General features: G+C 70.9%; 23 protein-coding genes. 18 read left to right on the top strand and 5 right to left on the bottom strand.

Translation table 11 applies throughout. The annotated features are described in order from the left end of the window. The 3 genes from cydB to AC3AP7_RS21900 all read left to right on the top strand — a co-directional run bounded on the left by cydB (position 1) and on the right by AC3AP7_RS21900 (position 2,175). Positions 1–1,008: a cytochrome d ubiquinol oxidase subunit II gene (gene cydB / locus AC3AP7_RS21910; protein ID WP_487364647.1), complete on the top strand. Its 1,008-nt coding sequence runs from the start codon at positions 1–3 to the stop codon at positions 1,006–1,008. Further along, complete coding sequence (locus tag AC3AP7_RS21905) at positions 980–1,150, top strand: hypothetical protein (protein WP_487364646.1); 171 nt, start codon at positions 980–982, stop codon at positions 1,148–1,150. The genes cydB and AC3AP7_RS21905 overlap by 29 nt, the downstream gene beginning before the upstream one ends. A gap of 200 nt (positions 1,151–1,350) precedes the next feature. Beyond that, a complete protein-coding gene (locus AC3AP7_RS21900) occupies positions 1,351–2,175 on the top strand; it encodes a hypothetical protein (protein ID WP_487364645.1) in 825 nt (274 codons plus the stop codon). 55 nt (positions 2,176–2,230) lie between these two features. Here the strand turns inward: AC3AP7_RS21900 and hutC are convergent, their stop codons facing one another. From hutC to AC3AP7_RS21885, 3 genes are all read right to left on the bottom strand, one after another. Continuing rightward, positions 2,231–2,977, bottom strand: coding sequence for a histidine utilization transcriptional repressor HutC (gene hutC / locus AC3AP7_RS21895; RefSeq protein ID WP_487364644.1), 747 nt, complete (start codon positions 2,975–2,977; stop codon positions 2,231–2,233). Positions 2,978–3,041: 64 nt separating this feature from the next. Continuing rightward, positions 3,042–3,719: a methyltransferase family protein gene (locus AC3AP7_RS21890; RefSeq protein WP_487364643.1), complete on the bottom strand. Its 678-nt coding sequence runs from the start codon at positions 3,717–3,719 to the stop codon at positions 3,042–3,044. A gap of 4 nt (positions 3,720–3,723) precedes the next feature. Continuing rightward, on the bottom strand, positions 3,724–4,578 hold the full coding sequence (locus AC3AP7_RS21885) for an arylamine N-acetyltransferase family protein (RefSeq protein ID WP_487364642.1): 855 nt from the start codon (positions 4,576–4,578) through the stop codon (positions 3,724–3,726). Positions 4,579–5,105: 527 nt separating this feature from the next. Between AC3AP7_RS21885 and AC3AP7_RS21880 the strand changes: the two genes are divergently transcribed. From AC3AP7_RS21880 to AC3AP7_RS21855, 6 genes are all read left to right on the top strand, one after another. Next, entirely contained in the window at positions 5,106–6,629 is a 1,524-nt protein-coding gene (locus AC3AP7_RS21880) for a carbohydrate porin (RefSeq protein ID WP_487364641.1), read from the top strand. Between the two features lie 74 nt (positions 6,630–6,703). Then, positions 6,704–7,846 (top strand): NHL repeat-containing protein, encoded by a 1,143-nt coding sequence (locus AC3AP7_RS21875; RefSeq protein WP_487364640.1) that lies wholly within the window; start codon positions 6,704–6,706, stop codon positions 7,844–7,846. Between the two features lie 28 nt (positions 7,847–7,874). Then, positions 7,875–9,167 carry an iron uptake transporter deferrochelatase/peroxidase subunit gene (gene efeB / locus AC3AP7_RS21870; protein ID WP_487364639.1) on the top strand — a complete coding sequence of 431 codons (1,293 nt, stop codon included), beginning with the start codon at positions 7,875–7,877 and terminating at the stop codon, positions 9,165–9,167. A 64-nt stretch (positions 9,168–9,231) separates the two neighbouring features. Continuing rightward, positions 9,232–10,263 carry an iron ABC transporter substrate-binding protein gene (locus AC3AP7_RS21865; RefSeq protein ID WP_487364638.1) on the top strand — a complete coding sequence of 344 codons (1,032 nt, stop codon included), beginning with the start codon at positions 9,232–9,234 and terminating at the stop codon, positions 10,261–10,263. 2 nt (positions 10,264–10,265) lie between these two features. Beyond that, entirely contained in the window at positions 10,266–11,876 is a 1,611-nt protein-coding gene (locus tag AC3AP7_RS21860) for an ABC transporter permease (protein ID WP_487364637.1), read from the top strand. Between the two features lie 24 nt (positions 11,877–11,900). Continuing rightward, positions 11,901–13,052: an ABC transporter ATP-binding protein gene (locus tag AC3AP7_RS21855; protein WP_487364636.1), complete on the top strand. Its 1,152-nt coding sequence runs from the start codon at positions 11,901–11,903 to the stop codon at positions 13,050–13,052. Between the two features lie 33 nt (positions 13,053–13,085). Here AC3AP7_RS21855 and AC3AP7_RS21850 read toward each other — a convergent pair whose 3' ends face one another. Continuing rightward, positions 13,086–13,970, bottom strand: a complete 885-nt coding sequence (locus tag AC3AP7_RS21850; protein WP_487364635.1) for a LysR substrate-binding domain-containing protein — start codon at positions 13,968–13,970, stop codon at positions 13,086–13,088. 112 nt (positions 13,971–14,082) lie between these two features. Here AC3AP7_RS21850 and AC3AP7_RS21845 point away from each other — a divergent pair, with 112 nt between their 5' ends. Further along, the gene (locus AC3AP7_RS21845) at positions 14,083–15,003 is read left to right on the top strand and encodes a DMT family transporter (RefSeq protein WP_487364634.1); all 921 of its coding nucleotides are present in this window, start codon (positions 14,083–14,085) and stop codon (positions 15,001–15,003) included. A 97-nt stretch (positions 15,004–15,100) separates the two neighbouring features. Here AC3AP7_RS21845 and AC3AP7_RS21840 read toward each other — a convergent pair whose 3' ends face one another. After that, positions 15,101–16,411 carry an MFS transporter gene (locus tag AC3AP7_RS21840; protein WP_487364633.1) on the bottom strand — a complete coding sequence of 437 codons (1,311 nt, stop codon included), beginning with the start codon at positions 16,409–16,411 and terminating at the stop codon, positions 15,101–15,103. Between the two features lie 326 nt (positions 16,412–16,737). Between AC3AP7_RS21840 and AC3AP7_RS21835 the strand changes: the two genes are divergently transcribed. From AC3AP7_RS21835 to mdcH, 8 genes are read left to right on the top strand one after another with little or no spacing between them, the layout of a single operon-like run. Continuing rightward, positions 16,738–17,523: a GntR family transcriptional regulator gene (locus AC3AP7_RS21835; protein ID WP_487364632.1), complete on the top strand. Its 786-nt coding sequence runs from the start codon at positions 16,738–16,740 to the stop codon at positions 17,521–17,523. Positions 17,524–17,531: 8 nt separating this feature from the next. Then, complete coding sequence (gene mdcA / locus AC3AP7_RS21830; RefSeq protein ID WP_487364631.1) at positions 17,532–19,190, top strand: malonate decarboxylase subunit alpha; 1,659 nt, start codon at positions 17,532–17,534, stop codon at positions 19,188–19,190. Continuing rightward, on the top strand, positions 19,190–20,182 hold the full coding sequence (locus AC3AP7_RS21825) for a triphosphoribosyl-dephospho-CoA synthase (protein ID WP_487364630.1): 993 nt from the start codon (positions 19,190–19,192) through the stop codon (positions 20,180–20,182). The genes mdcA and AC3AP7_RS21825 overlap by 1 nt, the downstream gene beginning before the upstream one ends. Beyond that, positions 20,170–20,475, top strand: coding sequence for a malonate decarboxylase subunit delta (locus AC3AP7_RS21820; RefSeq protein ID WP_487364629.1), 306 nt, complete (start codon positions 20,170–20,172; stop codon positions 20,473–20,475). The genes AC3AP7_RS21825 and AC3AP7_RS21820 overlap by 13 nt, the downstream gene beginning before the upstream one ends. After that, positions 20,472–21,356 carry a biotin-independent malonate decarboxylase subunit beta gene (locus AC3AP7_RS21815; protein WP_487364628.1) on the top strand — a complete coding sequence of 295 codons (885 nt, stop codon included), beginning with the start codon at positions 20,472–20,474 and terminating at the stop codon, positions 21,354–21,356. Before AC3AP7_RS21820 ends, AC3AP7_RS21815 begins: the two co-directional genes overlap by 4 nt. Further along, the gene (gene mdcE, locus AC3AP7_RS21810) at positions 21,353–22,168 is read left to right on the top strand and encodes a biotin-independent malonate decarboxylase subunit gamma (protein WP_487364627.1); all 816 of its coding nucleotides are present in this window, start codon (positions 21,353–21,355) and stop codon (positions 22,166–22,168) included. Before AC3AP7_RS21815 ends, mdcE begins: the two co-directional genes overlap by 4 nt. Further along, entirely contained in the window at positions 22,168–22,875 is a 708-nt protein-coding gene (locus tag AC3AP7_RS21805) for a malonate decarboxylase holo-ACP synthase (protein ID WP_487364969.1), read from the top strand. The genes mdcE and AC3AP7_RS21805 overlap by 1 nt, the downstream gene beginning before the upstream one ends. Then, positions 22,875–23,813, top strand: a complete 939-nt coding sequence (gene mdcH / locus AC3AP7_RS21800) for a malonate decarboxylase subunit epsilon (protein WP_487364968.1) — start codon at positions 22,875–22,877, stop codon at positions 23,811–23,813. The genes AC3AP7_RS21805 and mdcH overlap by 1 nt, the downstream gene beginning before the upstream one ends. Positions 23,814–23,939: the final 126 nt, after the last annotated feature.

Here is a 23,939-nt window from a genome sequence, read left to right as displayed (position 1 = left end):
ATGGATGTCACTGTCGTCTGGGCCGCGATCATCGCCCTCGGCCTGTTCCTGTATGTCGTGCTCGACGGCTTCGACCTGGGCATCGGCATCGTCTTTCCGTTCTTCCCCGACGAGCGCGAGCGCGACCTGATGATGAACACCGTCGCGCCGGTCTGGGACGGCAACGAAACGTGGCTCGTGCTAGGCGGCGCGGGCCTGTTCGCGGTGTTCCCGGCCGTCTACGCGACGGTGCTGTCGGCGCTCTACCTGCCGCTCGTGTTCATGCTCGCGTGCCTGATCTTTCGCGGCGTGTCGTTCGAGTTGCGGGTGAAGGCGAACCGCACGAAGCATCTGTGGGATCTCGCGTTCATCGGCGGCTCGGCCGGCGCGACGTTCTTTCAGGGCATCGCGCTCGGCGCGTTCCTGCAGGGCATTCCGGTCGTCGACGGCCACTACGCGGGCGACGCATTCGGCTGGCTCACGCCGTTCACGCTGCTCACCGGGCTCGGCCTCGTCGCCACCTATGCGCTGCTCGGCTGCGCCTGGCTCGTCGCGAAGACCGACGGCGACCTGCAGCGGCGCCTGCACCGCGTGCTGTGGCCGCTCACGCTGGTGCTGCTCGCGTTCATCGCGCTCGTGAGCATCTGGACGCCGCTGCAGGAGCCCGACATCGCGCAGCGCTGGTTCGGCTCGGGCCTGTTCTACCGGCTGCTGCCGGTGCCGTTCCTCGTTGTGCTGTGTGCGGTGCTGATGCGCCGCGCGGTGCGCGCCCGCCATCACAGGACGCCGTTCCTGCTCGCGCTCGCGCTCGTCGCGACCGGTTACGCGGGTCTGCTCACGAGCCTGTGGCCGTATGCGATCCCGTCGAGCATGACGCTGTGGGAAGCCGCCGCGCCACGCGCGAGCCAGATGTTCACGCTCGTGGGCGCCGCAGTGATCATTCCGGTCATCCTCGCGTACACGGCGATGGGTTACTGGGTATTTCGCGGAAAGGTGAGTCATGAAGACCAGCACTACTACCATCACTGAAGCCGGCGCAATCGCCGCGCGGCGGCCGCTGCCCGGCTGGGTGTGGTTCATCGCGCTGTGGTGCGCGGGCGTGGGCGGCGCGGTGTCGCTCGGGTTCGCGTTCCGGATCCTGATGGACCTGACGCTGTTCGCGGTGAAGTAAGCCGCGCCATCCAGCGCAATCAGGTCACGCAAGGCGCACGGCGAGCGGCGGCGTCACCCGCGACACGCATGCGGCCCGCGCGCGCCGGCGACTACCGGAGCCGCGCGAGCCATCGTAGAATCGTGACCGGCGCGGGTCCCGGCCCGCGCCGCGTGCATCGTTCGCGCGCCATGCGCCCTCCTCCTTCCGTGATCCTGACTATGCAAAACGACCCGGCCGACCCGGCGGCAACGCTGACCTTCCGCGCCTGCGTGAAGCACATCTGGTCAAGCGCCGCGCAGGCGGTCACCCAGATGCCCGGACTCATGCTGGGTGCATGGATCGTATTCGCCTGCCTGCAACTGCTGTTCGGCAGCTATCGCTACAACGCCGCCGACGCCGCTACGCTCGCCGCTTCCACCCGCATCGGCCACGCGTTCGCGAGCCTGGCGCTGTCGGTCCTGCAGCTCGTCGTCTATGGGATCCTCACGATCAAGGTGCATCGCTTCGTGCTGCTCGGCGAGCGTACGCATCCGCTGATGCCGGGCGGCGGCAAGCCGCTCGCGCGCTACGCGCTCACGTCGATCGCGTTCGCGCTGATCCTGATCGCGGCCAGCGTCGCGCTCGTGCTCGGAATGCGGCAGCTCGGCCGCGCCGGCATCCTGCTCGCCGTGCTGCTGCTCACCTGCGTGTACTTCTGGGCCGCGGTGCGCGTGAGCCTGCTGTTTCCGTCGCTGTCCATCGGCGGCCGGATCACGCCGCGCGTCGCGTGGCGCGACACCGCGGGGCACGTCTGGGGCATGTCGTGGATCGGCTTCGTCGCGGTGCTGCCGCTGATCGCGATCCAGCTCGTGTTCTACGTGATCGTCGGCGTGCGCGACCTGATCGATCCGCAGCGGGACGTCCCGGTGACGCTCCTGAGCGCCGCATTCAGTCTCGCGTTCATCGTCCTGTCGGCGGCCTCGATGGCCTGGCTGTATCGCCGCTACGCACACGGCCTGCTCGCCGAAGCGGCGCACGACGCCGGCCACGAAACCACCCGGTAACACGCGAGGCGCCAAGCCGGGTGCACGCCGGCTCCCCGGCGGCGCGCGCCGCCGCTCACATGCTGCCGGCCAGATGAAAGCGCGACGCCGGATGCCACAGCCGCACCGACGTGGCCACCGCGTCGCCGACCCATGTGCGGCGCCACAGCAGCAGACAGGGCTCGCCGATCTCCATGCGCAGATGGCGGCGCACCTGCGCATCGGGCTTTTGCGCATAGATGCGGAACTCGGCCCGCTGGATCGGCGCGACGCGCACCATGTAGCGGTTCGGCGTCTCGCGCGTGAAGTCCTGGTCCAGATACGCCGGGAACACATGCGGATTGACGAAGCGGTCTTCGTACTGGATCGGCTCGCCCTCCTCGCTGTGCACGATGCGCGAGCGGAACACCGGGCCCGCGGCAAGACCGAGCGCGTCGCGCGCGGGCGCGTCGTCGAGCGCTTCGAGCGAGAGCACGCGGGCGCTATGGCGATGGCCGCGCGCCGCGATCTCGTCGGCGATGCTGCGAATCTCCAGCACCGTCGATTCATAACGCTGCGGCGCAACGAAAGTGCCGGAGCCCTGTATGCGCGTTAGCACCCGCTCGGCCGTCAGTTCGCGCAGCGCGCGCGAAACCGTCATGCGCGCGACCCCGAACTCCTTGACGAGTTCGGCCTCCGACGGAATCAGCCCGCCCGGCTTCCAGTCGCCGTCGGCGATGTGCTTCAGCACATAGCGCTTGATCTGCTCGTATGCGGGCAGGGCTTTGGCGGGGGGCTCATCGCTGCGGGCAGCGCGGTCTTCGAGGGTCTCGTGGGTCGTCATGTTCGCGTCGGCATCGGGCGTGGTTCGCAATATGCCAGCGCGACGGGCGGCATGCAAATACCCGCTACCAGACATGCGGGACGAACCGGTAGCGCACCCGCGCGAGGTAGGCCGCGTAGCCGTCGAGTTGCGCGGCGAGCACGCGCTCCTCGCGCACGGCCCGCCACGCGAGCGCGGCAACCAGCAGCGGCGCCGCCGCAAGCCCCCACCACGAGCCGAGCAGCAGCGGCAGGCCCGCGAAAAACGGCAGCGCGGCCGCGTACATCGGATGGCGCACCCGTGCATACGGTCCGCTGTCGATCACCCGGTGTCCGCGTTCGCGCTGGATCTTGACGACCGGCGCCGCGAAGCTGTTCGCCGCGAACACGAAGCGGCACAGCCAGACCGACGCGAACACGCCCACGGCCCCGAGCCCCTGCAGCGCGAGCGGCATGCCGGACCAGCGATAGCGTCCGCCGTCGAGCCCCATCAGGATCATCCATGCGAGCCAGAGCACGCCGATGCAGACGATGAAGCCGCGATCCCAGCGGCTTTGCTGTCGTTGCAGAACCGGCGCGAGCCGCTCGGCGAGCAGCGCGGGGTCGCGCCGCGCGAGCCACAGGCCGAGCCATAGCGAGAGCACCGCCCACTCGGCGAGAAACACCCAGCCCGCGGTCCAGCGCAGCGTACCCGCCGTGCCGAACAGCAGCACGGCAAGGAACGCGAGCCACCACGTCAACTGTATGAGCAGGCGCCGGATCATGGTGTCACGCGCCGGCGGCGCGCCCCGCGATGCGCGCCCATAACGCCGGCCAGTCGAAGCCGTCCGTCCCGATGCCGAAGCGCGCATGAAGGCACGCGCGCAGCGCGCCGGCATCCGCGAGACGCTGCTGGACGATCACCTCGCCGCTCGCCGCGCGCTCGGTGAGTTCGCTGTCGAACAGCGTGAGCCGCCCTTGCGGCAGCACGCGGCAGGCGACCAGATGCTGCACGAACAGCGACTGCGGCCAGCTCGACGTGTACCAGTTCGCCACCTCGAAGTCGATCCACTCGGCCGGCTGCAGATCGAAGCGATAGACCTTCGCCCATGCGCCACGCGTCTGCACTTCGAGATCGAAGCACTCGCGCGGCGCCGCGACGACGCGAAACGGCTCGAGCCCGGTCGTCTGCGGCGCGTCGGCGACCAGACGCAGAGGCACACCCAGCGTGACGCCGCCGAAGCCGACGTCCGCGAGCCACGCCGCGCCGCCGGCATCGACCCGCAGCAGCATGTGCGTGCGCGGGGTCGCTGCGTCGGCCGGGCGTCCCCACAGCACGCGCGCGATCAGCGGCGTGACCGGGAAGCCCAGCTGCATCAGCACGTGCGCGAATACCGTGTTGTGCTCGAAGCAGTAGCCGCCGCGCCGGCGCGCGAGCAGCTTGTCGGCGAGCGACGGCAGATCCAGCGCGACGCGACGGCCGTCGAGCGGATCGAGATTCTCGAACGGGATGGCCTGCGGATGCAGCCGGTGCAGCGCGTGCAGGACATCCGGCGTCGCGGCGCGCGGGCCGCGATAGCCGATGCGGGCAAAGTACGACGCGAGATCGATTCCAGCGGACTCGGCAGAAATGTCGGCAGGCACGGGGGAAAGCACGCCGAGGCGGCGCGGCAACGGGTGGACACAGTCATCACTGTAGCCGTCCTTGCGCGGCGGCGCGCGAGGTGTCGCGAAGTATCGCGCGGAGGCGGGCGGCGTGGGGGGCTGGTGCGTGCCGCTGCGGACCGCCGGTCGCGTCATGAGGCGCGTCATGAGGCGCGTCACGAGTCAGTCCGCGAGCCGGGCCTATGCGTCAGGCCTATGCGTCGTGCCTATCAGTCAGGCCTATGAGTCAGGCCATTAATCGCGCAAACCATACAAAATCATTACTTCAAAATCGCCATAGCCCTCCTCTCCCGGCGGAAATGAAATCTATTAGAAAGCCTAAAGCCTAATCCGAGTAATATTATTGCGAATCGTTCTCATTTGTATTGACTCAACCGTTTCGCATGCGTACGATCTCGGCATGGTGGCAGCGGCGTCGCGAACCGCTGCCGCACAGCGTGGACCGGGTCGCCGACCGCACCGCCGGCGGCACCCCGATCAGTCGATACAACACAACAAGGATTTCGATGAAGTTCGTCCAGTCCAGACTCTCCGCGCAACGCCTGCGCGCTCGTCGTCCCGCGGCATCGCGCGTCGCCCGGCCGGGATTCATCCGCCTGCGCAGCGTGGCCTTGTGCACCGCCTTCGCCTGGGCGTCGCTCGCCGGCAGCGCGGCATTCGCCGACAGCGGCAACCCGGACGCGACGCCCGGCGACGCGCCCGAAGCCGACCTCAGCATCAAGGCCCAGCCGACCAGCGAGTGGACCGGCGTGTGGACACGCCAGAACCTGCTCGGCGACATCGGCGGGCTGCGTCCGTGGCTCAACCAGTATGGCGTCACGTTCGGGCTCAGCGAGACGAGCGAGGTGCTCGGCAACCTGCGCGGCGGCCTCGGCCGCGGCGCGACCTACGACGGCCTGACCGAGATGAGTCTCGGGCTCGACACGCAGAAGGCCTTCGGCCTGCCGGGCGGCACCTTCAACGTGAGCGCGCTGCAGATTCACGGCAGCAATCTGAGCACGCGCTACCTCGGCACGCTGAATACCGCGAGCGGCATCGAGGCCGACGACACGACCCGCCTGTGGGAACTGTGGTACCAGCAGGCCTTCCTCGACCAGCGCGTCGACGTGAAGGTCGGCCAGCAGAGCATCGACCAGGAGTTCATGGTCAGCCAGTACGCGGGCACCTTCATCAACACGATGTTCGGCTGGCCGGGCGTGCCGTCCTACGACATGCCGGCGGGCGGCCCCGCCTACCCGCTGTCCGCGCTCGGCGTGCGGGTGCGCGGCAAGATCACGCCGTCGCTCACGGCGCTGGCCGGCGTGTTCGACGGCAACCCGGCGCCGGGCAGCGGCGATCCGCAGAAGCTCGACGGCAGCGGCACCACGTTCAACGTGCACGACGGCGCGCTCTTCATCGGCGAGTTGCAGTACGCGGTGAACCAGCCGTCGGACGGTGCGATGGACTACGGCCACGGCCCCGCCAGCGGCGGCCTGCCCGGCACCTACAAGCTCGGGCTCTGGTACAACACCGGGCGCTTCGCGGACGAACGCTACGACAACAACGGCGTGCCGCTCGCGAGCGCGGCCTCCGACGGCGTCCCCGCGCAGCACCGCGGCGACTACAGCCTCTATGCGGTCGCGGACCAGATGGTGTGGCGCCCCGACCCGGACGAGGCGCGCAGCATCGGCGTGTTCGCGCGCGTGATGGGCGCGCCGGGCGATCGCAACGAAGTGAGCGTCAGCGCAAACGTCGGCGTCGTGATGAAGGCGCCGTTCGCCGGCCGCGACAACGACAGCGTCGGCCTCGGCCTCGCCTACATCAAGGTCGGCAGCTACGCGAGCGGCTTCGACCTCGACAGCGGCTACGTGCCGCGCGGCAGCGAAACCGCGCTCGAAGCGACGTACCAGTATCAGGTCACGCCGTGGTGGCAAGTGCAGGCCGACGCGCAATACACGTTCAACGCCGGCGCGGGCCAGAACCCGGACAACCCGACGCAGGCGCTGCGCAACACGTTCGTGGTCGGCATGCGCACCAACATCACGTTCTGAGCGGCCCGCTTACCGCGACCCATGTTCCGTACGCGCCGGCAGACGAGGCCGGCGCGCTCACCAGGAGACTTTCGATGCTGTTTGCCTCATCCTTGCGCCGGCCCGGCCCGGCGGCGCGCGCGCTCGCCGCGGCGGCCGCCTGCGCGGTCTGCACGCTCGCGCACGCCGCGCCGGCCGGCTTTCTCGAAACGCTGCATCACAACCATACGCTGATCAACACGGTGCCCGACAACGGCGACCAGAACCCGTATGCGGTGGTCGTCGCGCCAGTGTCGGCGGGCCCCGTCAAGACCGGTGACGTGCTGGTCGACAACTTCAACAACTCGGCCAACCTGCAGGGCACCGGCAGCACGATCGTCGACTACCGCCCGGATACCGGCAAGATGACGCTGTTCGCGTCGATCCCGCGCGATCTGAAGACGTGCCCGGGCGGCGTCGGCCTGTCGACCGCGATGACGATGCTCAAGTCGGGCTGGGTGATCGTCGGCAGCACGCCGAGCAACGACGGCACCACCGGCACGAAGGGCGCCGGCTGCCTGATCGTGCTCGATCCGCAAGGCAAGATCGCCTCGACGATCACGGGCCCGGACATCAACGACCCGTGGGGCAACATGGCCGTGGTCGACAACGGGTCGAGCGCGACGCTGTTCGTCAGCAACGCCGGCTTCGGCGTGGGCTCGGCCGACGGCGATCCGCCCGTCTTCAAGCAGGCCACCGTGCTGCGCATCGATCTCGACATTCCGGACGGCAAGGCGCCGGTCGTGAAGAGCCGGACGGTCGTCGCGAGCGGCTTCGGCGCGCAGGCCGACAAGGGCGTGTTCCTCGTCGGACCGACCGGCCTCGCGCTGTCGGCCGACCACAAGCTGCTGTACGTGTCCGATGCGATCGGCAACCGCGTCAACGTGATCGACGATCCGCTCACGCGCGACACCAGCGCGGGCGTGGGCCGCCAGCTCACCGCCGACGGCCTGCTGCACCGGCCGCTCGCGATGGTCACCGCGCCGAACGGGCACCTGCTGGTCACCAACGCGCTGAACGGCCAGGTGGTCGAGATCGATCCGGCGAGCGGCAAGCAGCTGTACGCGCGCTGGATCGACACCGACAAGGCCCAGTCTCCGCCAGGCAACGGCGACCTGTTCGGCCTCGCGATGACGCCGGCCGGCGATGGTTTCTACTTCGTCCAGGACGACGTGAACACGCTGGTGCTCGCGAAATAACCCGGAAGGATCCCTGAAGGACCGCATCATGGCCAACGATAATTCCTCCCCCGATCAGCCGGCCCGCCGCGGCTTCCTGAAAGCCGGCGGCGCGGCGGCGCTCGCGACCGGCGCCGGCCTCGGCGCGGCCGGCGTCGCGCAGGCCGCGGCCCGCATGCCGGCCGCCGACGACCCGTCGCTCGTCACCTATCCGTTCTTCGGCGAGCACCAGGCGGGCATCGTCACGCCGCAGCAGTCGCATGTGTACGTGGCCGCGCTCGATCTCACCACGACGAAGCGCGCCGACGTGATCGGCCTGCTGCGCACCTGGACCGAGGCCGCCGCGCGCATGACCCAGGGCCAGCCCGCCGGCGCGCTGCCGGGCGCGGACGGCCAGGCCGCACCCGACTCCGGCGACGTGCTCGGCCTCGGGCCCGCCGGCCTGACGATCACGTTCGGCTTCGGGCCGGGGCTCTTCACGTCCGCCGGCAAGGACCGCTACGGCCTCGCCGCGCGCCGTCCGGCCGCGCTCGTCGATCTGCCGCGCTTTAACGGCGACCAGTTGCTGCCCGCGAAGAGCGGCGGCGACCTGTTCATCCAGGCGTGCGCGAACGATCCGCAGGTCGCGTTCCACGCGGTGCGCCAGCTCGCGCGCGAGGCCTACGGCATCGCGCAGATGCACTGGGGTCAGGCGGGCTTCCTGTCGGGCCCGCGCGGCAAGACGCCGCGCAACCTGATGGGTTTCAGGGACGGCACCAACAACCCGCCGGTCGGCGACCCGGCGCTGATGAACCAGTTCGTCTGGGCCAACGGCGCCGACGCGCCGTGGATGCAGGGCGGCACGTACTCGGTGGTGCGGCGCATCCGCATCACGCTCGAACACTGGGACCGCACCGAGGAAGACTTCCAGGAGCAGGTGTTCGGCCGCCACAAGTACAGCGGCGCGCCGCTCGGCCAGAAGCACGAGTTCGACCCGGTCGATCTCGCCGCGCAGGACAAGGACGGCAATCCGCTGATTCCCGAAAACTCGCACGTGCGCCTGTCGAACCGCGCGAGCAACAACGGCGCGCAGATCCTGCGCCGCTCGTACTCGTACAACGACAGCACGGACTTCTACATCGAACGCTGGCCGCCGTGGCGCCAGGAGACCGAGTACGATGCGGGACTGATCTTCATCGCCCACCAGGGCGACCCGCGGACCGGCTTCATCCCGATCAACGAGAAGCTGTCGAAGTTCGACATGATGAACCAGTTCACGACGCACGTCGGCAGCGCGATCTTCGCCTGTCCGCCGGGCGCGCGGCCGGGCTCGTATGTCGGCGCGGGGCTGTTCGAAACCTGATTGCGCGGCGCGCGCCTGCCGCGCGCCGCGACGAGCGACTTCATCCAACAAGGAATAACGCATCATGACTCAATCGTGGTTTGGTACCCGGGTTCGCGCCGTCAGCGGCGCGGCCGCCCTGCTGCTTGCAACCCTCGGCGCGGCGCCGCTCGCCGCGCACGCCGAATCGATCACGCTCTACAGCGCGCAGCACGAGCAGGTCGTCAACGCGCTCGTGCAGGACTTCACGAAGCAGACCGGCATCGACGTGAAGGTGCGCACCGGCGAAGGCCCGGCGCTCGCCGCGCAGCTCGTCGCGGAAGGCTCGGCCTCGCCGGCCGACGTGTACTTCACCGAAAACTCGCCCGAGCTGATGCTGCTCGAAGAGAAGGGCCTGCTCGGCAAGGTCGCGCCCGCGACGCTCGCCGTCGTGCCCGCGCGCTTCGATTCGCCGGCAGGCGAATGGGTCGGCGTGACCGCGCGCGAAAACGTGCTCGCGTACAACACGTCGAAGGTCAAGCCGGACCAGTTGCCGAAGTCGCTGTTCGATCTGGCGAAGCCGCAATGGAAGGGCAAGGTCGGCATCGCGCCGAGCGACGGCGACTTCCTGCCGCTCGTGAGCGCCGTGCTCGCGCTGAAGGGCGAAGCCGCGACGCTCGACTGGCTGAAGGGGCTGAAGGCGAACGCGCAGATCTTCGACGACGACGAGGGCGTGGTCGCCGCGGTCAACCGCGGCGCGGTCGACACCGGCATCATCAACAACTACTACTGGGCGCGTCTGCACCAGGAGATCGGCGACAGCAAGACCCGCAGCGCGCTGTATCACTTCGGCAACGGCGACGCCGGCGCGCTCGTGAACGTGTCGGGCGCGGCGATGCTCAAAGCGGCGCACAACCCGCAGGGCGCGCAGAAATTCCTCGCGTACCTCGTCAGCGCACGTGCGCAGAACCTGATGGCGAAGGGCCATGTGGACTTCGAGTATCCGCTGCATCCGGGCGTCGCGCCGGACCCGATCCTCAAGCCGTTCGACCAGCTCGATCCGCCGAAGCTGACGGTCGAGCAGCTCGGCGACGACAGCCAGGCCGGCAAGCTGCTGCGCGAAGCCGGTCTGCTGTAAGCATGAGCGAGGCCATGTCAGCCGCCGCGCCGGCTCTTCCCGCCGCACCGGCGCCCACGCGCCGGCGCGCGCCGCGCGCGCTGCTGGCCGGCGCGGCGGTGAGCGCGCTGCTGGTGCTGCTGCCGCTCGCGTTCACGGTGTCGCGCGCGCTGCACTTCGGCGTCGCCGAGGCGGTCGCGCTGATCTGGCGGCCGCTCGTCGGCGAACTGCTCGTCAACACGCTGACGATCACGATCGCCACGACGCTGGTGTGCGCGGTGCTCGGCACCGCGGCCGCGTGGTTCGTCGAGCGCACCCACCTGCCCGGCCGGCGCTTCTGGGCCGCCGCGACCGCCGCGCCGCTCGCGATGCCGGCGTTCATCACGAGCTACGCGTGGGTCTCGCTGAGCCTCGATCTGCAGGACTTCAACGGTGCGCTGCTGGTGCTCACGTCGGCGTACTTTCCGCTCGTCTATCTGCCCGTTGCGGCGGCGCTGCGCAGCATGGACCCCGCGCTCGAAGAAAGCGCGCGCGCGCTCGGCTGCGGCCGCTGGGCCGCCTTCTTCCGCGTGATCCTGCCGCAGCTGCGCCCCGCGCTGCTCGGCGGGATGCTGCTCGTCGCGCTCGGCGTGATGTCGGAGTTCGGCGCGTTCACGCTGCTGCGCTTTCGCACGTTCACGACCGAGATCTACGCCGAATACCGGACGAGCTTCGACGGCCCCGGCTCGTCGCTGCTCGCGTGTCTGCTGATCGTGCTGTGCCTCCTCGTGCTCGCGTGCGAGTTCCGCGTGCGCGGGCGCGCGCGCTACGAGCGCGTCGACCGCGGCGCGCGCCGCGCGGTGCTGCGCTATTCGCTCGGACGCTGGCGCTGGCTGGTCGCGGCCGGCTTCGCGGCGCTCACCGTCGCCACGCTCGGCGTGCCGCTCGGCATGATCGGCTACTGGCTCACGCAGCCGGGCGCGGCCGCCGTGACGCCCGCCGACGTGTCGCCGCAACTGCTGCTCGGCGCGACGCTGTCGTCGGTCGGCTTCGGCGCGGCCGCCGCCGCGCTGACGACGCTGCTGGTCGTGCCGCTCGCGTTCCTGCTGGTGCGCTATCCGGGGCGTCTCGCGACGCTGTTCGAGCGCAGCGTGTTTCTCGCGCAGGGCGTGCCCGGGCTCGTGATCGCGCTCGCCATCGTATCGCTCGCCGTGCACGCGCTGCAGCCGCTTTATCAGAGCACGACGCTGCTGATCGTCGCGTATGCGATCCTGTTCATGCCGCTCGGGCTCGTCAGCGTGCGCGCGGCGTTCATGCAGGCGCAGCCGCGGCTCGAAGAGACCGCGCGCGCGCTCGGCCTCGGCTGGGCGCAGACCTGCGTGCGCGTGATGCTGCCGCTCGCCGGCCCTGGCCTCGGCGCGGCGGCGGCGATGGTCTTCATCTCGGTCGTCACCGAACTGAACGCGACGCTGCTGCTCTCGCCGATCGGCACGCAGACGCTCGCCACCCAGGTCTGGTCCGACACGTCGACGATGGCGTTCGCCGCCGCCGCGCCCTACGCGGCGCTGCTCACCGGCATTTCGCTGTGCGCCTCGGCCCTGCTCTTCACGCTGCTCGGCAAGTCCGCGCTCGGCGGCGAGCGGGGGCCGACCTGAGCGTCGTCATTATTCCGGACACCCATGAGTGAACTTCGTATTCTCGGGCTGCAAAAAGCGTTCGACGGCCATCCGGTGCTGCACGGCATCGATCTCGCCGTCGAACGCGGCACGCTGCTCGCGCTGCTCGGTCCGTCCGGCAGCGGCAAGACCACCCTGCTGCGGGTGCTGTGCGGCTTCGAGCGCGCGGACGCCGGCAGCATCGAAATCGACGGCCGGCGCGTCGCGGGCGGCGCGCTGCACGTGCCGTCCGAGCAGCGCCGCATCGGTTACGTGCCGCAGGAAGGCGCGCTGTTTCCGCATCTGTCGGTGGCCGAGAACATCGTGTTCGGTCTGCCGCGCGCGCAGCGGCGCGCGCATCATCGCGTCGCCGAACTGCTGGAGCTCGTCGGGCTGCCCGCGTCGTTCGCGACGCGCGCGCCGCAGCAGCTTTCCGGCGGGCAGCAGCAGCGCGTCGCGCTGGCGCGCGCACTCGCGCCCGCCCCGACGCTGGTGATGCTCGACGAACCGTTCTCGTCGCTCGATGCGGCGCTGCGCCTCGAAACCCGCCAGGCGGTGGCGAGCGCGCTCGCCGCCGCCGGCGCCACGGCGGTGCTCGTCACGCACGACCAGTCCGAAGCGCTGTCGCTCGGCGACGAAGTCGCGGTGCTGTGGCAGGGCCGGCTGATCCAGAGCGCGACGCCGGAGACGCTGTACCGGCGGCCGGTCACGCGCGAGCTGGCGTCGTTCGTCGGCGAAGCGGTGCTGCTCGCGGGCGTCGCCGCGCACGGCCGGGTGCGCTGCGCGCTCGGCGACCTGCCGCTCGGCGCGGCGGGCGGCGAAGGCGCGGTCGACGTGATGGTGCGGCCCGAGCAGATCTGCGTGTGGCGCGCGCACGAACGGGTTCCCGACGGAGTCGCGCCATTCGACGCGGTGGTCGAACAGGTGGTCTTCCAGGGCCAGGACGCGAGCGTGACGCTGCGTCTGGCGACCGGCGCGAATGGCGCGAATGGCACGGACGGCACGAATGGCGCGACCAGCGCGACCAGCGCGGGCATCGCCGGTGCCGCCGGTGCCGCCGGTGCCGCGTACCCCGCGGCGGTGCGCGCGCGCGTGCCGGGCTACCGCACGCCGCAGCCCGGCGAGCGCGTGCGGCTCGCGGTGGACGGCGACGTGGTGGGCTACCCTCGCGCCTGATGCGCCCACCCGGCGCGCGTCTGCCCGATCGGCCTACCCCGCTGCCGACGCGCGCCCCGGCGGCCGCACGCCCAGATCCTCGATCATCTGTGCGGCGAGATAGTCGCACGTGGGACGGTCGGACTTCGCGCTGCGCGCCACCACGATGTCGAGCGGCTCGATCTCCGGCAGCCCGTGCGCTTCGCCGAGGATCGCGAGGCGCGGCGGCACGCCGCTGCGCGTGAGCGCGACCACCGCGAGCCCCGCATCCACCGTCGCGATCAGCCCGAACTGGCTTGCGCTGCTGTACGCGGCGCGGTAGCGGACGTGCGCGCGTTCGAGCGCCGCCAGCGTGTGACGCCGCGCGACGCAGCCCGGCTCGTACAGGCCCACCGGCAGCGGCGAGACCGCGAGCACCGGCGTGTCGTCCGCGCCGCCGACCCAGACCATCGGCTCGCTGCGCACGAATTCGCCGCGCAGCTTGCGGTCGCGCGTGACGAACGCCAGATCGATCTTGTTGTCCGCGAGCATCGGTGCAAGCGCGGTACTTTGCGCACACACGATTTCGATCTCGATCTGCGGATACAGCTTCGAAAAGCGCCGCAGCACCGGCGCGAGCAGCGACGACACGTAATCGTCCGGCGCGCCCAGCACGACGCGCCCGCTCACCTCGGGCCGCACGATCGCCGACCATGCCTGCTCGTGCAGATCGATCAGACGCCGTGCGTAGTCGAGCAGCGTATTGCCCGGACGCGTGAGCGCCACGTTGCGCGTGGTGCGCACAAAGAGCGTGGTGCCGAGCATCTGTTCGAGCCGGCGAATCTGCATGCTGACCGCCGCCTGCGAGCGATGCACGCTCAACCCGGCCTTCGTGAAGCTGCCCGTTTCCACGACGGCGACAAAGGTGCGCAACAGATCCACATCGAATTCGGGGTGCATGATTGATCAGCCCGGCTTATCAAATTCGTCAATTTTATTCGTTTGTGAGCGTCCGGCAATTCTTCGATACTCGTCGGCATTCGTTCACGCCGCCCCGCCGGAGTCTTTCCGCATGCCGCTCACGTCCCGTCAGCAAGGCGCCCTCACGCTCGCCGGCAGCGGCCTGCTGATGGGCACGATCGGCATCTTCGTCGAGCAGGCCCGCCTCGATGCGCTGACCCTCGTGTTTTTCCGCTGCCTGTTCGGCTTCGCCTCGCTGGCTGGCTATTGCGCGTGGCGCGGCCTGTTCGCGCGCCAGCGCTACACCGCGCGCATGCTCGCGCTCGCCGCGTTCTCCGGGGTGCTGATGGTCGCGCAGTGGGTGGCGTTCTTCGACGCGATCCAGCGCACCGGCATCGCGGTGGCCACCGTCGTGTTCCACGTGCAGCCGTTCTGGGTCGTGCTGCTCGGCGCGGCGCTGTTTCGCGAGCCGCTCGGCGGCGACCGGCTCGGCTGGATCGCCGCCGCCTTCGCCGGCCTCGTGCTCGCCTCCGGCGTCGCGACAGGCGGCGAGTGGCACGGCCACGCGCGCTATCTGTTCGGGATTGGCGAGGCGCTCGCCGGCTCGCTCGTCTATGCATGCGTGACGCTGATCGCGAAGAGCCTCGGCGCACTGCGCCCGCATCTGCTGACGCTCGCACAATGCGGCGTCGGCGTCGCGGTGCTGCCGTTCATCGCGCCGCTCGGCGCGGTGCATATCGCGCCGGCGCAGTGGTTCTGGCTCGCCGGCATGGGCGTGCTGCACACCGGGCTCGCGTACGTGATGATTTACGGCGCGCTGCCGAAGCTGAACACGCCAACGATCGCTGTGCTGGCGTTCGTCTACCCGCTCACCGCGATCGCGGTCGACGCGCTGGTGTACGGGCGGCCGCTCGCGCCCGTGCAACTGGCGGGCATGGGACTGATCGTGCTCGCGAGCCTCGGTGTGAACCTCGGCTGGCCGCTACTCTCGCTGCTGCAGCGCGGCCACGCGCAGCGTCATCCGGCCGAGTAGCGAGCGAGGCATGCGCCCAGGCGGGCTGCCGGGTACGCAGCGAGGCACGTGCCCAGGCGGGCTGCCGGGTACGCAGCGAGGCGCACGGCCCCCGGGTTCACGGCGGCAGCACCTCGCCCTTCGTCTCCGGCGCAAACGGAATGATGAACAACCCGGCGACGAAGACGAGCGCCGTCAGCGCGACCGGAATACCGAGCGTGTGCATGTGCAGCACCGCCGCGCCGAGCAGGAAGTTCACGCCGGCGCCAACGAAGCGGCCAAACGACGTGCAGAACGCAAACGCGGTCGCGCGCACGCGGGTCTCGAACTGCTCGGGCAGCCAGAGGCTGAACAGCGCGAAGTTGCCGCCGAAAAAGCCCAGCACGCACAGCCACGCGATGAACGACGCGAGCCCGTTCGGCAGATAGTACGACCAGCCGAAGCTGCCGACGATCGCCACCGCCATCCCGCTGAAATAGAACGCGAGCGTTTTCTTGCGGCCGAAGCGCTCGGCGAGCGGCGGCAGCGCAAGACAGCCGATCACGGTCGCGATCGACAGCAGTCCGGTCGCGATCGACGCCATGCGGATCGCATCGGGCTTGCCCATGCCGGCGCGCGTCGCAAGCTGGATCACCGCGGACGGCTCGTACACCGCGCCGGCCCACAGACCGATGATCGCAATCGTCAGCAGCGCGCACGCGACCCACGTGCGGCGCCGGTAGACCGGCCCGAGAATTTCGCGCAGCGGCCGGCTGCGGATCGTGCGCGCTTCGGCGAGCGCCTCGGCTTTCTGCCACTTCTCCGGCTCCTTCACGCGCAGCAGGACCAGGATCGCGATCACGACCGGCACCGCGCCGGTCAGGAACATCGCGCGCCAGCCGAAGTGCACGCCGATCGTGTAGTTGAGCGCCGCGGCGAGAAAAAAGCCCGCGTAGTAGCCGGTCTGCAGATAGCCCGCGCCCATCTTGCGGCGGTCCTCCGGCCAGGCCTCGGCCACATACGTGCCCGCCAGCGCCCACTCCCCGCCGATCCCGACCCCGGCGATGAAGCGGTAGATCGCCAGTTGCCACACGTTGTGCGCGGTCGCGGCGAGCCCGGTGAAGATCGCGAACGTGAAGATCGTCGCGGCCAGCACCCGCGTGCGGCCGAAGCGATCCGCGATCGGCCCCCAGATGAACGACAGCCCCCAGCCGATCAGAAACAGCGCGAACAGGATCGAGCCGGCGAGGCCGACGTTGCCGGGCGTGGCCGCAATCCCCGAGCGGGGCAGCAGTTCGGTGAGCGCCGGCGTGAGCACGAGCGCGTAGATGAACGAATCCATCCCGTCGAGCGTCCAGCCGGCCCAGGCGCCCCAGAATCCGAGAATCTGCGAGCGGTTTAGCGGTGTGCGTTGCCGCGCGACGCCCGCGCGGTCCGTCATCGAATGCATCGTGCTCCTCCTGCCCTGCTGTGGTGCTACGGTTGGATGAAACAGGCTTGCGTGAAAGCGCAACGGCTTGAACGGCTGGCGCGCTCCACGTTCGGCGCGGCGCGCGGTCCGGTGCATCGTGAAACCGGCTGGCGTGCCGATGCCTGCCCGGGGTGCGCGAGTGGCGGCCCCGTGCGGGAACGCGCATCGCCATGTCGGCGCATCGGCGCATCGACGTCCGGGCGCATAGCCCCCCCGTGGCACAGCGCGTCCCGCGTGGAGTTCGGCGTGCCCCCGGGTTTGCCGCATCTGGAAATCGCACAATTTCATATATAATATTTGAACTTATGAATGACGCAACAGATGGTTTTCCCCTGGACGCCGCCCGCGGCGCGCCCTTCGTGCCCGGCGCGGTGCAGCCGCGCGCGAGCACGTCGCGGATGATCGCGGACGCGTTGCGCGCGGCGATCGTCGCAGGCACGCTCGCGCCGGGCGCGCCGCTGCGTCAGGACGCGATCGCGCGTCACTTCTCGGTGAGCGCGATTCCGGTGCGCGAAGCGCTGCGGCAACTGGAAAGCGAAGGCTGGGCGCAAACCACCGTGCACAAGGGCGCGACGGTCGCACCGCTGTCGCCCGAAGAGGCGCGCGAGATCTACGAGATCCGCTCGGCGCTCGAAAGCCTCGCGGTCGGCCTTGCGATCCCGCTGCACACCCCGGCTACGCTCGACGAAGCGCAGCGGCTGTGCGAAGCCGCCGAGCGCGAACTCGACCCGTCGCTGTACGTCACGCGCAACGAAGCGTTTCACATGAGCCTGTACGCGCCCGTGGGCCGCCCGCAGCTCATCGCGATGATCGAAACGCTGCACCGGCGCGGCGAGCGCTACCTGCGGCTGAAGCTCGGCCGCCCGCTCTACAAGAGCGAATCCGACCAGGAGCACGCCGCGCTGCTCGACGCAGTGCGCCGCGGCGACGAGGCGCGCGCACGCGCGCTCGTGTCGTCGCACCTGCTCGGCACCGGCGAATTGCTGTACCGTTTCCTGACCGAGCATGCGCAGGCCGACGCCGCGCAGGCCGGGTCCCGCAAGCCGCGTGCGCGCCGCATGCGCGCCACGCAAGCCACTGACCGGAGCTGATGCCACCGATGAACGTCCCTGCCGCCCAGCCCGCCGCCCGCTCGTGGACCACCCTGCGCGACGAAAAGGCGCGGCGCCTCGCGGCCGTCGCGCCGTGGCTCGAAGACGGCGTGCTGCCGTCCGCGCGCATCGTCGACGCGCTGCAGACGCTGATTCGTCCGGGCGACCGCGTCGCGCTCGAAGGCGACAACCAGAAGCAGGCCGATTTCCTGTCGCGCGCGCTCGCGCAGGTCGATCCGCATATCGTGCACGACGTGCATCTGCTGATTTCGAGCATCAGCCGTCCCGAGCACCTGACGCTGTTCGAGCGCGGCATCGCGCACAAGGTCGACTTCGCGTTCGCGGGCCCGCAAAGCCTGCGCGTCGCGCAACTGCTCGAAGACGGCCAGCTCGAAATCGGCGCGATCTACACATACGTGGAGCTGTACGCGCGGATGTTCGTCGATCTCACGCCGCAGGTCGCGCTGCTGTGCGCGGAGCAGGCCGACCGTCACGGCAACCTCTACACCGGCGCGAACACCGAGGACACGCCGACCATCGCCGAGGCGGCCGCGTTCCGGCACGGCATCGTGATCGTGCAGGTCAACGAGATCGTCGACGAACTGCCGCGCGTCGACATTCCGGGCAGCTGGGTCGACGTCGTCGTGCAGGCCGACCGGCCGTTCGCGGTCGAGCCGCTGTTCACGCGCGATCCGCGCCATATCGGCGACCTGCAGGTGCTGACCGCGATGATGGTGATCCGCGGCATCTATGCGCCGTACCAGATCACGTCGCTGAATCACGGCATCGGCTTCGACACCGCGGCGATCGAACTGCTGCTGCCCACCTACGGCGAATCGCTCGGCCTGAAAGGCAAGATCTGCCGCAACTGGACACTGAACCCGCATCCGACGCTGATCCCGGCCATCGAATCCGGCTGGGTCGACAGCGTGCACTGCTTCGGCAGCGAGGTGGGGATGGAGCGCTACATCGAGGCGCGGCCCGACGTGTTCTTCACCGGCCGCGACGGCAGCCTGCGCTCGAACCGCGTGCTGTGCCAGCTCGCCGGCCAGTACGGCGTCGACCTGTTCATCGGCTCGACGCTGCAGATCGACGCCGACGCGAACTCGTCGACGGTCACGCGCGGGCGGCTCGCCGGCTTCGGCGGCGCGCCGAACATGGGCCACGATCCGCGCGGGAGGCGCCACGCGAGCCCTGCGTGGCTGCAGCTGCTGAAGGACCAGAGCCCGGTGTCGCGCGGCCAGAAGCTCGTCGTGCAACTGGTCGAGACGTACAAGAAAGGCGGCGAGCCGACCTTCGTCGACGAGCTCGACGCGGTCGCGGTGGGCGCGAAAAGCGGCATGGCGATCGCCCCCGTGATGATCTACGGCGACGACGTGAGCCACGTCGTCACCGAGGAAGGCATCGCGCACCTGCACAAGGCCGAGGGCGTCGACGAACGGCGCGCGGCGCTCGCGGCAGTGGCCGGCGTCACGCCGGTCGGGCTGCGCGCGCAGCCCGCGAAGACCGCCGAGCTGCGCCGGCGCGGCATCGTCGCGTACCCGGAAGACCTCGGCATCCGGCGCGGCGCGGCGAAGCGCTCGCTGCTCGCCGCGCGCAGCATCGACGATCTCGTCACGTGGTCCGGCGGCCTCTACGCGCCGCCGGCCCGCTTCAGGAGCTGGTGATGGCAGCCGTGCCCGTCTGCGTGCCCGTCTGCGTGCCGCTTGCGCGCGACGCCGCGGGCGCGCCGCCGGGCGGCCCATGCCCGGCATCCGCGCCGCCCGAGACCGGTGCGGCCGGCAGCGCCGACCCCGCCTGGCTCGCGCGGCTCGCGCGCGCGGCGCTCGTCGACGAAGCCGAACTCACGCCCAAGCCGGCGCTCGTCGACCGGCGCGGCAGCGGCGCGCACCGCGATCTCGACCTCGCCGCGATGCGGCGCTCCGCGCACGCGCTCGAACCGACCTTTGCCGCGCTGGCGCGCGCGGCCCGCGGGCGCGCGCCGTCGGCGACGCTGCGCGCGGAGCTCGCGCAGATCGGCCGCGCCGGCGAGCACGCGATGCTGCAGGCCACCGGCGGCAGCAACGCGCACCGCGGCGCGATCTGGATCGTCGGCCTGCTGGTGGCGGGCGCATCGATCCACGCGACGAGCGGCGCCGCCGCGCCGAACCCCGCCGCGCACGCAACCGCAATCTGCACGCTCGCCGCGCAGATCGCATGCTTTCCCGATCGCTTCGCCGCCCCCGCCGACAGCAACGGCGAGCGGGTGCGCCGGCGCTATCGGGTCGGCGGCGCGCGGCGCGAAGCGCAGGACGGCTTTCCGCACCTGATCGCGGTCGGCCTGCCGGCGCTGCGTGCCGCGCGCGCGCGCGGCGTGGCCGAGACGCACGCGCGCGTCGATGCGCTGCTCGCGATCATGGCGTCGCTCGACGACACCTGCCTGCTGCATCGCGCGGGCCTCGCGGGCCTGCACGCGGGCCAGCGCGGCGCCCGCCGCGTGCTCGCGCTCGGCGGCAGCGCGAGCCGCGCGGGCGGCGCCGCGCTCGCCGCGCTCGAACGCGTGCTGCTCGCGCTCAACGCTTCTCCGGGCGGCGCAGCGGATCTGCTCGCCGCCACCCTCTTCATCGACAGGCTGGTGCAGCCGCGCACCGGCGGGAGTTCGACCTCATGGAACATCTGACCTTCGACTATCCGGCGCAACGCACCGTGACGAGCCGCGCGCACGTCGGCGTGGTCGGCTCGGGCGACCTCGAAGTGCTGCTGTCGCCGGCCGCGACGCCGCACGCGCACGTAGTGGTGCGCACCAGCGTCGACGGCTACGGCCACATCTGGAAGAGCGTGCTCGACCGCTTCTTCTCGCGCTACGACGGCGCCGCGCAGATCGAGATCAACGACTTCGGCGCGACCCCGGGCGTGGTCGCGCTGCGCCTCGCCGAAGCCGTCGAGCAGGCCGAACAGGGAGACGCCGCATGAGCCCGTCCGCCGCCGCGGCGCCGTCCGTGACGCCGCACGACAGCTTCATCGAGCTGTCGGCGCGCGAACGCGCGCGCGCGTTGCTCGATGCCGGCACGTTCCGCGAACTGCTCGACCCGTTCGACCGCCTCGAATCGCCGTGGCTGCCGCTGCAAGGCATCGTCTGCCAGGCCGACGACGGCTGCGTGATCGCGCGCGGCACGATCGGCGGCGCGCCCGCCGTCGTCGCGGCGCTCGAATCGGCGTTCCAGGGCGGCAGCATCGGCGAGGTCTCCGGCAGCAAGATCGCCGCCGCGCTCGAAATGGCGCTGCGCGACTGCGAGCGCGGCCGGCCGGTGCGCCCGGTGCTGCTGCTCGAAACCGGCGGCGTGCGTCTGCAGGAGGCCAATCTCGGACTCGCCGTGATCGCCGAGATCCAGGCGGCGATCGTCGCGCTGCGGCGCCACGTGCCGGTGGTCGGCGTGATCGCGGGGATGGTCGGCTGCTTCGGCGGTATGTCGCTCGCCGCGGCGCTGTGCACGTCGTTGCTGATCACGCGCCAGGGGCGGCTCGGCATGAACGGCCCGGAAGTGATCGAACAGGAAGCCGGCATCGACGAACTCGACGCAAGCGACCGGCGCCGCGTGTGGCAACTGATCGGCGGCGAGCAGCGCGCGGCGACGGGCTTCGCCGACGCGCTGGTCGACGACGAGCCCGGCGCACTGCGCGCCGCCGTGCAGCAGGCGTTCGCGCGCGGCGTGCCGGCCGCGCACCGCAGCGAGCAGGTCGACGTCTATCTCGCGCGGCTCGCGCAGATCGATCCCGCCACCGTCACCCCGGCCTCGATGCGCGACGTGTTCCCCGCGCAACGCGCCGACGGCGCACCGAAGGAGTCCGTATGAACGATCCCGATCTGAGCCGCGGCGCCCGCTGGTTCCGCGCATTGGCCGGCGAGCCGCGCAGCGGCGCGCCGGTCTGGAGCGGCGACGCGCCGCTCGGCGACGACACCGCGCGCTTCATCGCGGTCGTCCCCGATCCGCACAACCGCTTTGCGCGCGCAACCGGCAACGTAGTCGGCCTCGAACAGGGATGGCGCCTCGCGCGCGCGGTGCGCGAGGCGCTCGCGCAGGATGCGCAGGCCGGCCGGCGCCGCCCGATCGTCGCGATCGTCGACGTGAAAAGCCAGGCCTACGGCTATCGCGAGGAAATGCTCGGCGTTCACCTCGCGTGCGCGGCCGCTGTCGATGCGTATGCGAGCGCGCGCGAGGCGGGTCATCCGGTGATCGCGCTGATCGTCGGACCCGCGATGTCCGGTGCGTTCCTCGCGCACGGCTATCAGGCGAACCGGATCGTCGCGCTCGACGCGCCGGGCACGATGGTGCACGCGATGGGCAAGGAAGCCGCCGCGCGCGTCACGCGCCGCTCGGTCGACGCGCTCGAAACGCTCGCGGAGACGGTCGTGCCGATGGCGTACTCGATGCATGCGTTTGCGCAACTCGGCCTGCTCGACGAACTGGTCACGGACGTCGACGCCGACGCACCGGACACCGCGCAGGTCGACAAGGTCCGCGCCGTGCTCGCAGCGGCCGCGCGCAGCGCGCGCGGCGATACGCGCGGGCTCGCGCGCCGCCTCGAATCGGACGCGGCGAAGCGGACCCGCGCGGCGTCGATCGCCGTGCGCGCGCGCCTTGCCGAGCAGTGGGACCTGGCCTGATGCCGGTCTGCGCGCCGCCGCCGTTCGCGCCGTTTCCGCCGTTCGTGCCGGCGCCCGCCTGTGCCGCCGACGCGCGCTGGTGGGCGCATGACCTGCTGCGGCTCGACGCCCTGCCGCACGCCGACGGCGAGCCGGACTGGGTGCGCGACGCATGGGCGCGCGCGCCGTTCGCGGTGGTCCGGCGCGCGGTCGCGGCCGCGGGCTTCGTGGCGGTCGGCGTGCGCGGGACACGCCGCGCCGAGCGCTACGGCACGTGGGCGAGGAGCGATGACGTTGCCGAGGCCGTCGCGCCCGAGGCGCTCGCGCACCGCCTGCCGGCCGGCAGCCGGGCGTCGCTGCCGGCCTTCGCGCTGCTCGACGCACTGCGCGGGGACCCCCGGCTGCTGCAGGGCCTGCACTGGGGACCCACCGGCAGCGCGGGCTTCGAACTGGCGGCCGGGGTGCCGGCCGTCACCCCGGCAAGCGACCTCGACCTGTTGATCCGGACACCGGATCAATGGCCGCGCACCGCCGCCGCCGGCCTGCTGGGCGCGCTGGACGCCCACGCACGGCGCGCGGGCATCCGCATCGACGTGCAGCTCGACACGCCCGCGGGCGGCGTCGCCCTCGCCGAATGGGCCGCGGGCCGCGCCCGCGTGCTCGCGCGCGGCCCGCACGGCGCGCGCCTCGTCGACGATCCGTGGGGCGCCGCGCCCGCGGCCGGCTGATGCTCGCGTTCCAGTTCCCGGGCCAGGGCGCGCAGTCGCCGGGCTTTCTGCACCGGCTGCCGGACCATCCGGCGGTGCGCGCGACGCTCGCCGAGGCGTCGCGCGTGCTCGGCGTCGACGTCCTCACGCTCGACACGGCGGCCGCGCTCGAATCGACGGTCGCGGTGCAGGTGGGGCTCGTCGTCGCCGGCGTGGCGATGGTGAGGCAGCTTGCCGACGCGGGCCTGACGCCCGGCATCAGCGCGGGACTCTCGGTCGGCGCGTATGCGGCAGCCGTGAGCTGCGGCGCACTCGATTTCGCGGACGCGCTGCCGATGGTGCGCAAGCGCGCCGAGCTGATGGAAGCGGCGTACCCGTCGGGTTACGGCCTGACCGCGATTTCGGGCCTGACCGAAGCGCAACTGGACGCGCTCGCGGCCACGCTTGCGCGCGACGGCTTGCCGCCGGTGTACGTCGGCAACATCAACGCGCCGCGCCAGATCGTCATGGCCGGCGCCGACGCCGCGCTCGACGCGCTCGGCGCGCGCGCGCTCGCCGCGGGCGCGCGCAAGGCGACGCGGCTCGCGGTGAGCGTTCCTTCGCATTGCGAACTGCTCGCGGACGCCGCCGACGCCCTGCTGCGCTACGCGCACACGGTGCCGTTTCGCACGCCGCGCACGCGCTATGTCGGCAACCGTGGCGGCCGCGTGCTCCCCACGGCGGACGCGATCCGCGACGATCTCGCGACCAACATGCGCTACACCGTGCGCTGGTTCGACGCGCTCAGCCTGATGATCGAAATAGGCGCGCGCGTGCTCGTCGAAGCGCCGCCCGGCCAGGTCCTGACCGATATCGTGCGCGAAACGGGGGCCGACGTGACGGCGCTCGCGGCCGGGACGCTCGCGGGCGGGCAGCTTGCCGCGACGGTGCGCCGGCGCATCGAGGCAGCCGGGGAATAAACGCGGGTGCCTGCACAGGTGCGCGCTACCCGGCGTTATGCGGCGTTGTACGGCATTACCCGGCGTTGCGCTGCATTATGCGCATAAACTATTTAAATTCTATTCCCATAAATTTTTACAAACACC

It is taken from the genome of Paraburkholderia sp. PAMB 6770 (assembly GCF_057748135.1).
The sequence above is the reverse complement of the archived record's forward strand: the minus strand, read 5'-3'. Positions and strand labels throughout refer to the sequence as shown.

Coding starts and splice junctions, on each gene's coding strand:
- cydB (WP_487364647.1), top strand. CDS start 1: ATGGATGTCACTGTCGTCTGGGCCGCGATCATCGCCCTCGGCCTGTTC.
- AC3AP7_RS21905 (WP_487364646.1), top strand. CDS start 980: ATGAAGACCAGCACTACTACCATCACTGAAGCCGGCGCAATCGCCGCG.
- AC3AP7_RS21900 (WP_487364645.1), top strand. CDS start 1,351: ATGCAAAACGACCCGGCCGACCCGGCGGCAACGCTGACCTTCCGCGCC.
- hutC (WP_487364644.1), bottom strand. CDS start 2,977: ATGACGACCCACGAGACCCTCGAAGACCGCGCTGCCCGCAGCGATGAG.
- AC3AP7_RS21890 (WP_487364643.1), bottom strand. CDS start 3,719: ATGATCCGGCGCCTGCTCATACAGTTGACGTGGTGGCTCGCGTTCCTT.
- AC3AP7_RS21880 (WP_487364641.1), top strand. CDS start 5,106: ATGAAGTTCGTCCAGTCCAGACTCTCCGCGCAACGCCTGCGCGCTCGT.
- AC3AP7_RS21875 (WP_487364640.1), top strand. CDS start 6,704: ATGCTGTTTGCCTCATCCTTGCGCCGGCCCGGCCCGGCGGCGCGCGCG.
- efeB (WP_487364639.1), top strand. CDS start 7,875: ATGGCCAACGATAATTCCTCCCCCGATCAGCCGGCCCGCCGCGGCTTC.
- AC3AP7_RS21865 (WP_487364638.1), top strand. CDS start 9,232: ATGACTCAATCGTGGTTTGGTACCCGGGTTCGCGCCGTCAGCGGCGCG.
- AC3AP7_RS21860 (WP_487364637.1), top strand. CDS start 10,266: ATGAGCGAGGCCATGTCAGCCGCCGCGCCGGCTCTTCCCGCCGCACCG.
- AC3AP7_RS21855 (WP_487364636.1), top strand. CDS start 11,901: ATGAGTGAACTTCGTATTCTCGGGCTGCAAAAAGCGTTCGACGGCCAT.
- AC3AP7_RS21850 (WP_487364635.1), bottom strand. CDS start 13,970: ATGCACCCCGAATTCGATGTGGATCTGTTGCGCACCTTTGTCGCCGTC.
- AC3AP7_RS21845 (WP_487364634.1), top strand. CDS start 14,083: ATGCCGCTCACGTCCCGTCAGCAAGGCGCCCTCACGCTCGCCGGCAGC.
- AC3AP7_RS21840 (WP_487364633.1), bottom strand. CDS start 16,411: ATGCATTCGATGACGGACCGCGCGGGCGTCGCGCGGCAACGCACACCG.
- AC3AP7_RS21835 (WP_487364632.1), top strand. CDS start 16,738: ATGAATGACGCAACAGATGGTTTTCCCCTGGACGCCGCCCGCGGCGCG.
- mdcA (WP_487364631.1), top strand. CDS start 17,532: ATGAACGTCCCTGCCGCCCAGCCCGCCGCCCGCTCGTGGACCACCCTG.
- AC3AP7_RS21825 (WP_487364630.1), top strand. CDS start 19,190: ATGGCAGCCGTGCCCGTCTGCGTGCCCGTCTGCGTGCCGCTTGCGCGC.
- AC3AP7_RS21820 (WP_487364629.1), top strand. CDS start 20,170: ATGGAACATCTGACCTTCGACTATCCGGCGCAACGCACCGTGACGAGC.
- AC3AP7_RS21815 (WP_487364628.1), top strand. CDS start 20,472: ATGAGCCCGTCCGCCGCCGCGGCGCCGTCCGTGACGCCGCACGACAGC.
- mdcE (WP_487364627.1), top strand. CDS start 21,353: ATGAACGATCCCGATCTGAGCCGCGGCGCCCGCTGGTTCCGCGCATTG.
- AC3AP7_RS21805 (WP_487364969.1), top strand. CDS start 22,168: ATGCCGGTCTGCGCGCCGCCGCCGTTCGCGCCGTTTCCGCCGTTCGTG.
- mdcH (WP_487364968.1), top strand. CDS start 22,875: ATGCTCGCGTTCCAGTTCCCGGGCCAGGGCGCGCAGTCGCCGGGCTTT.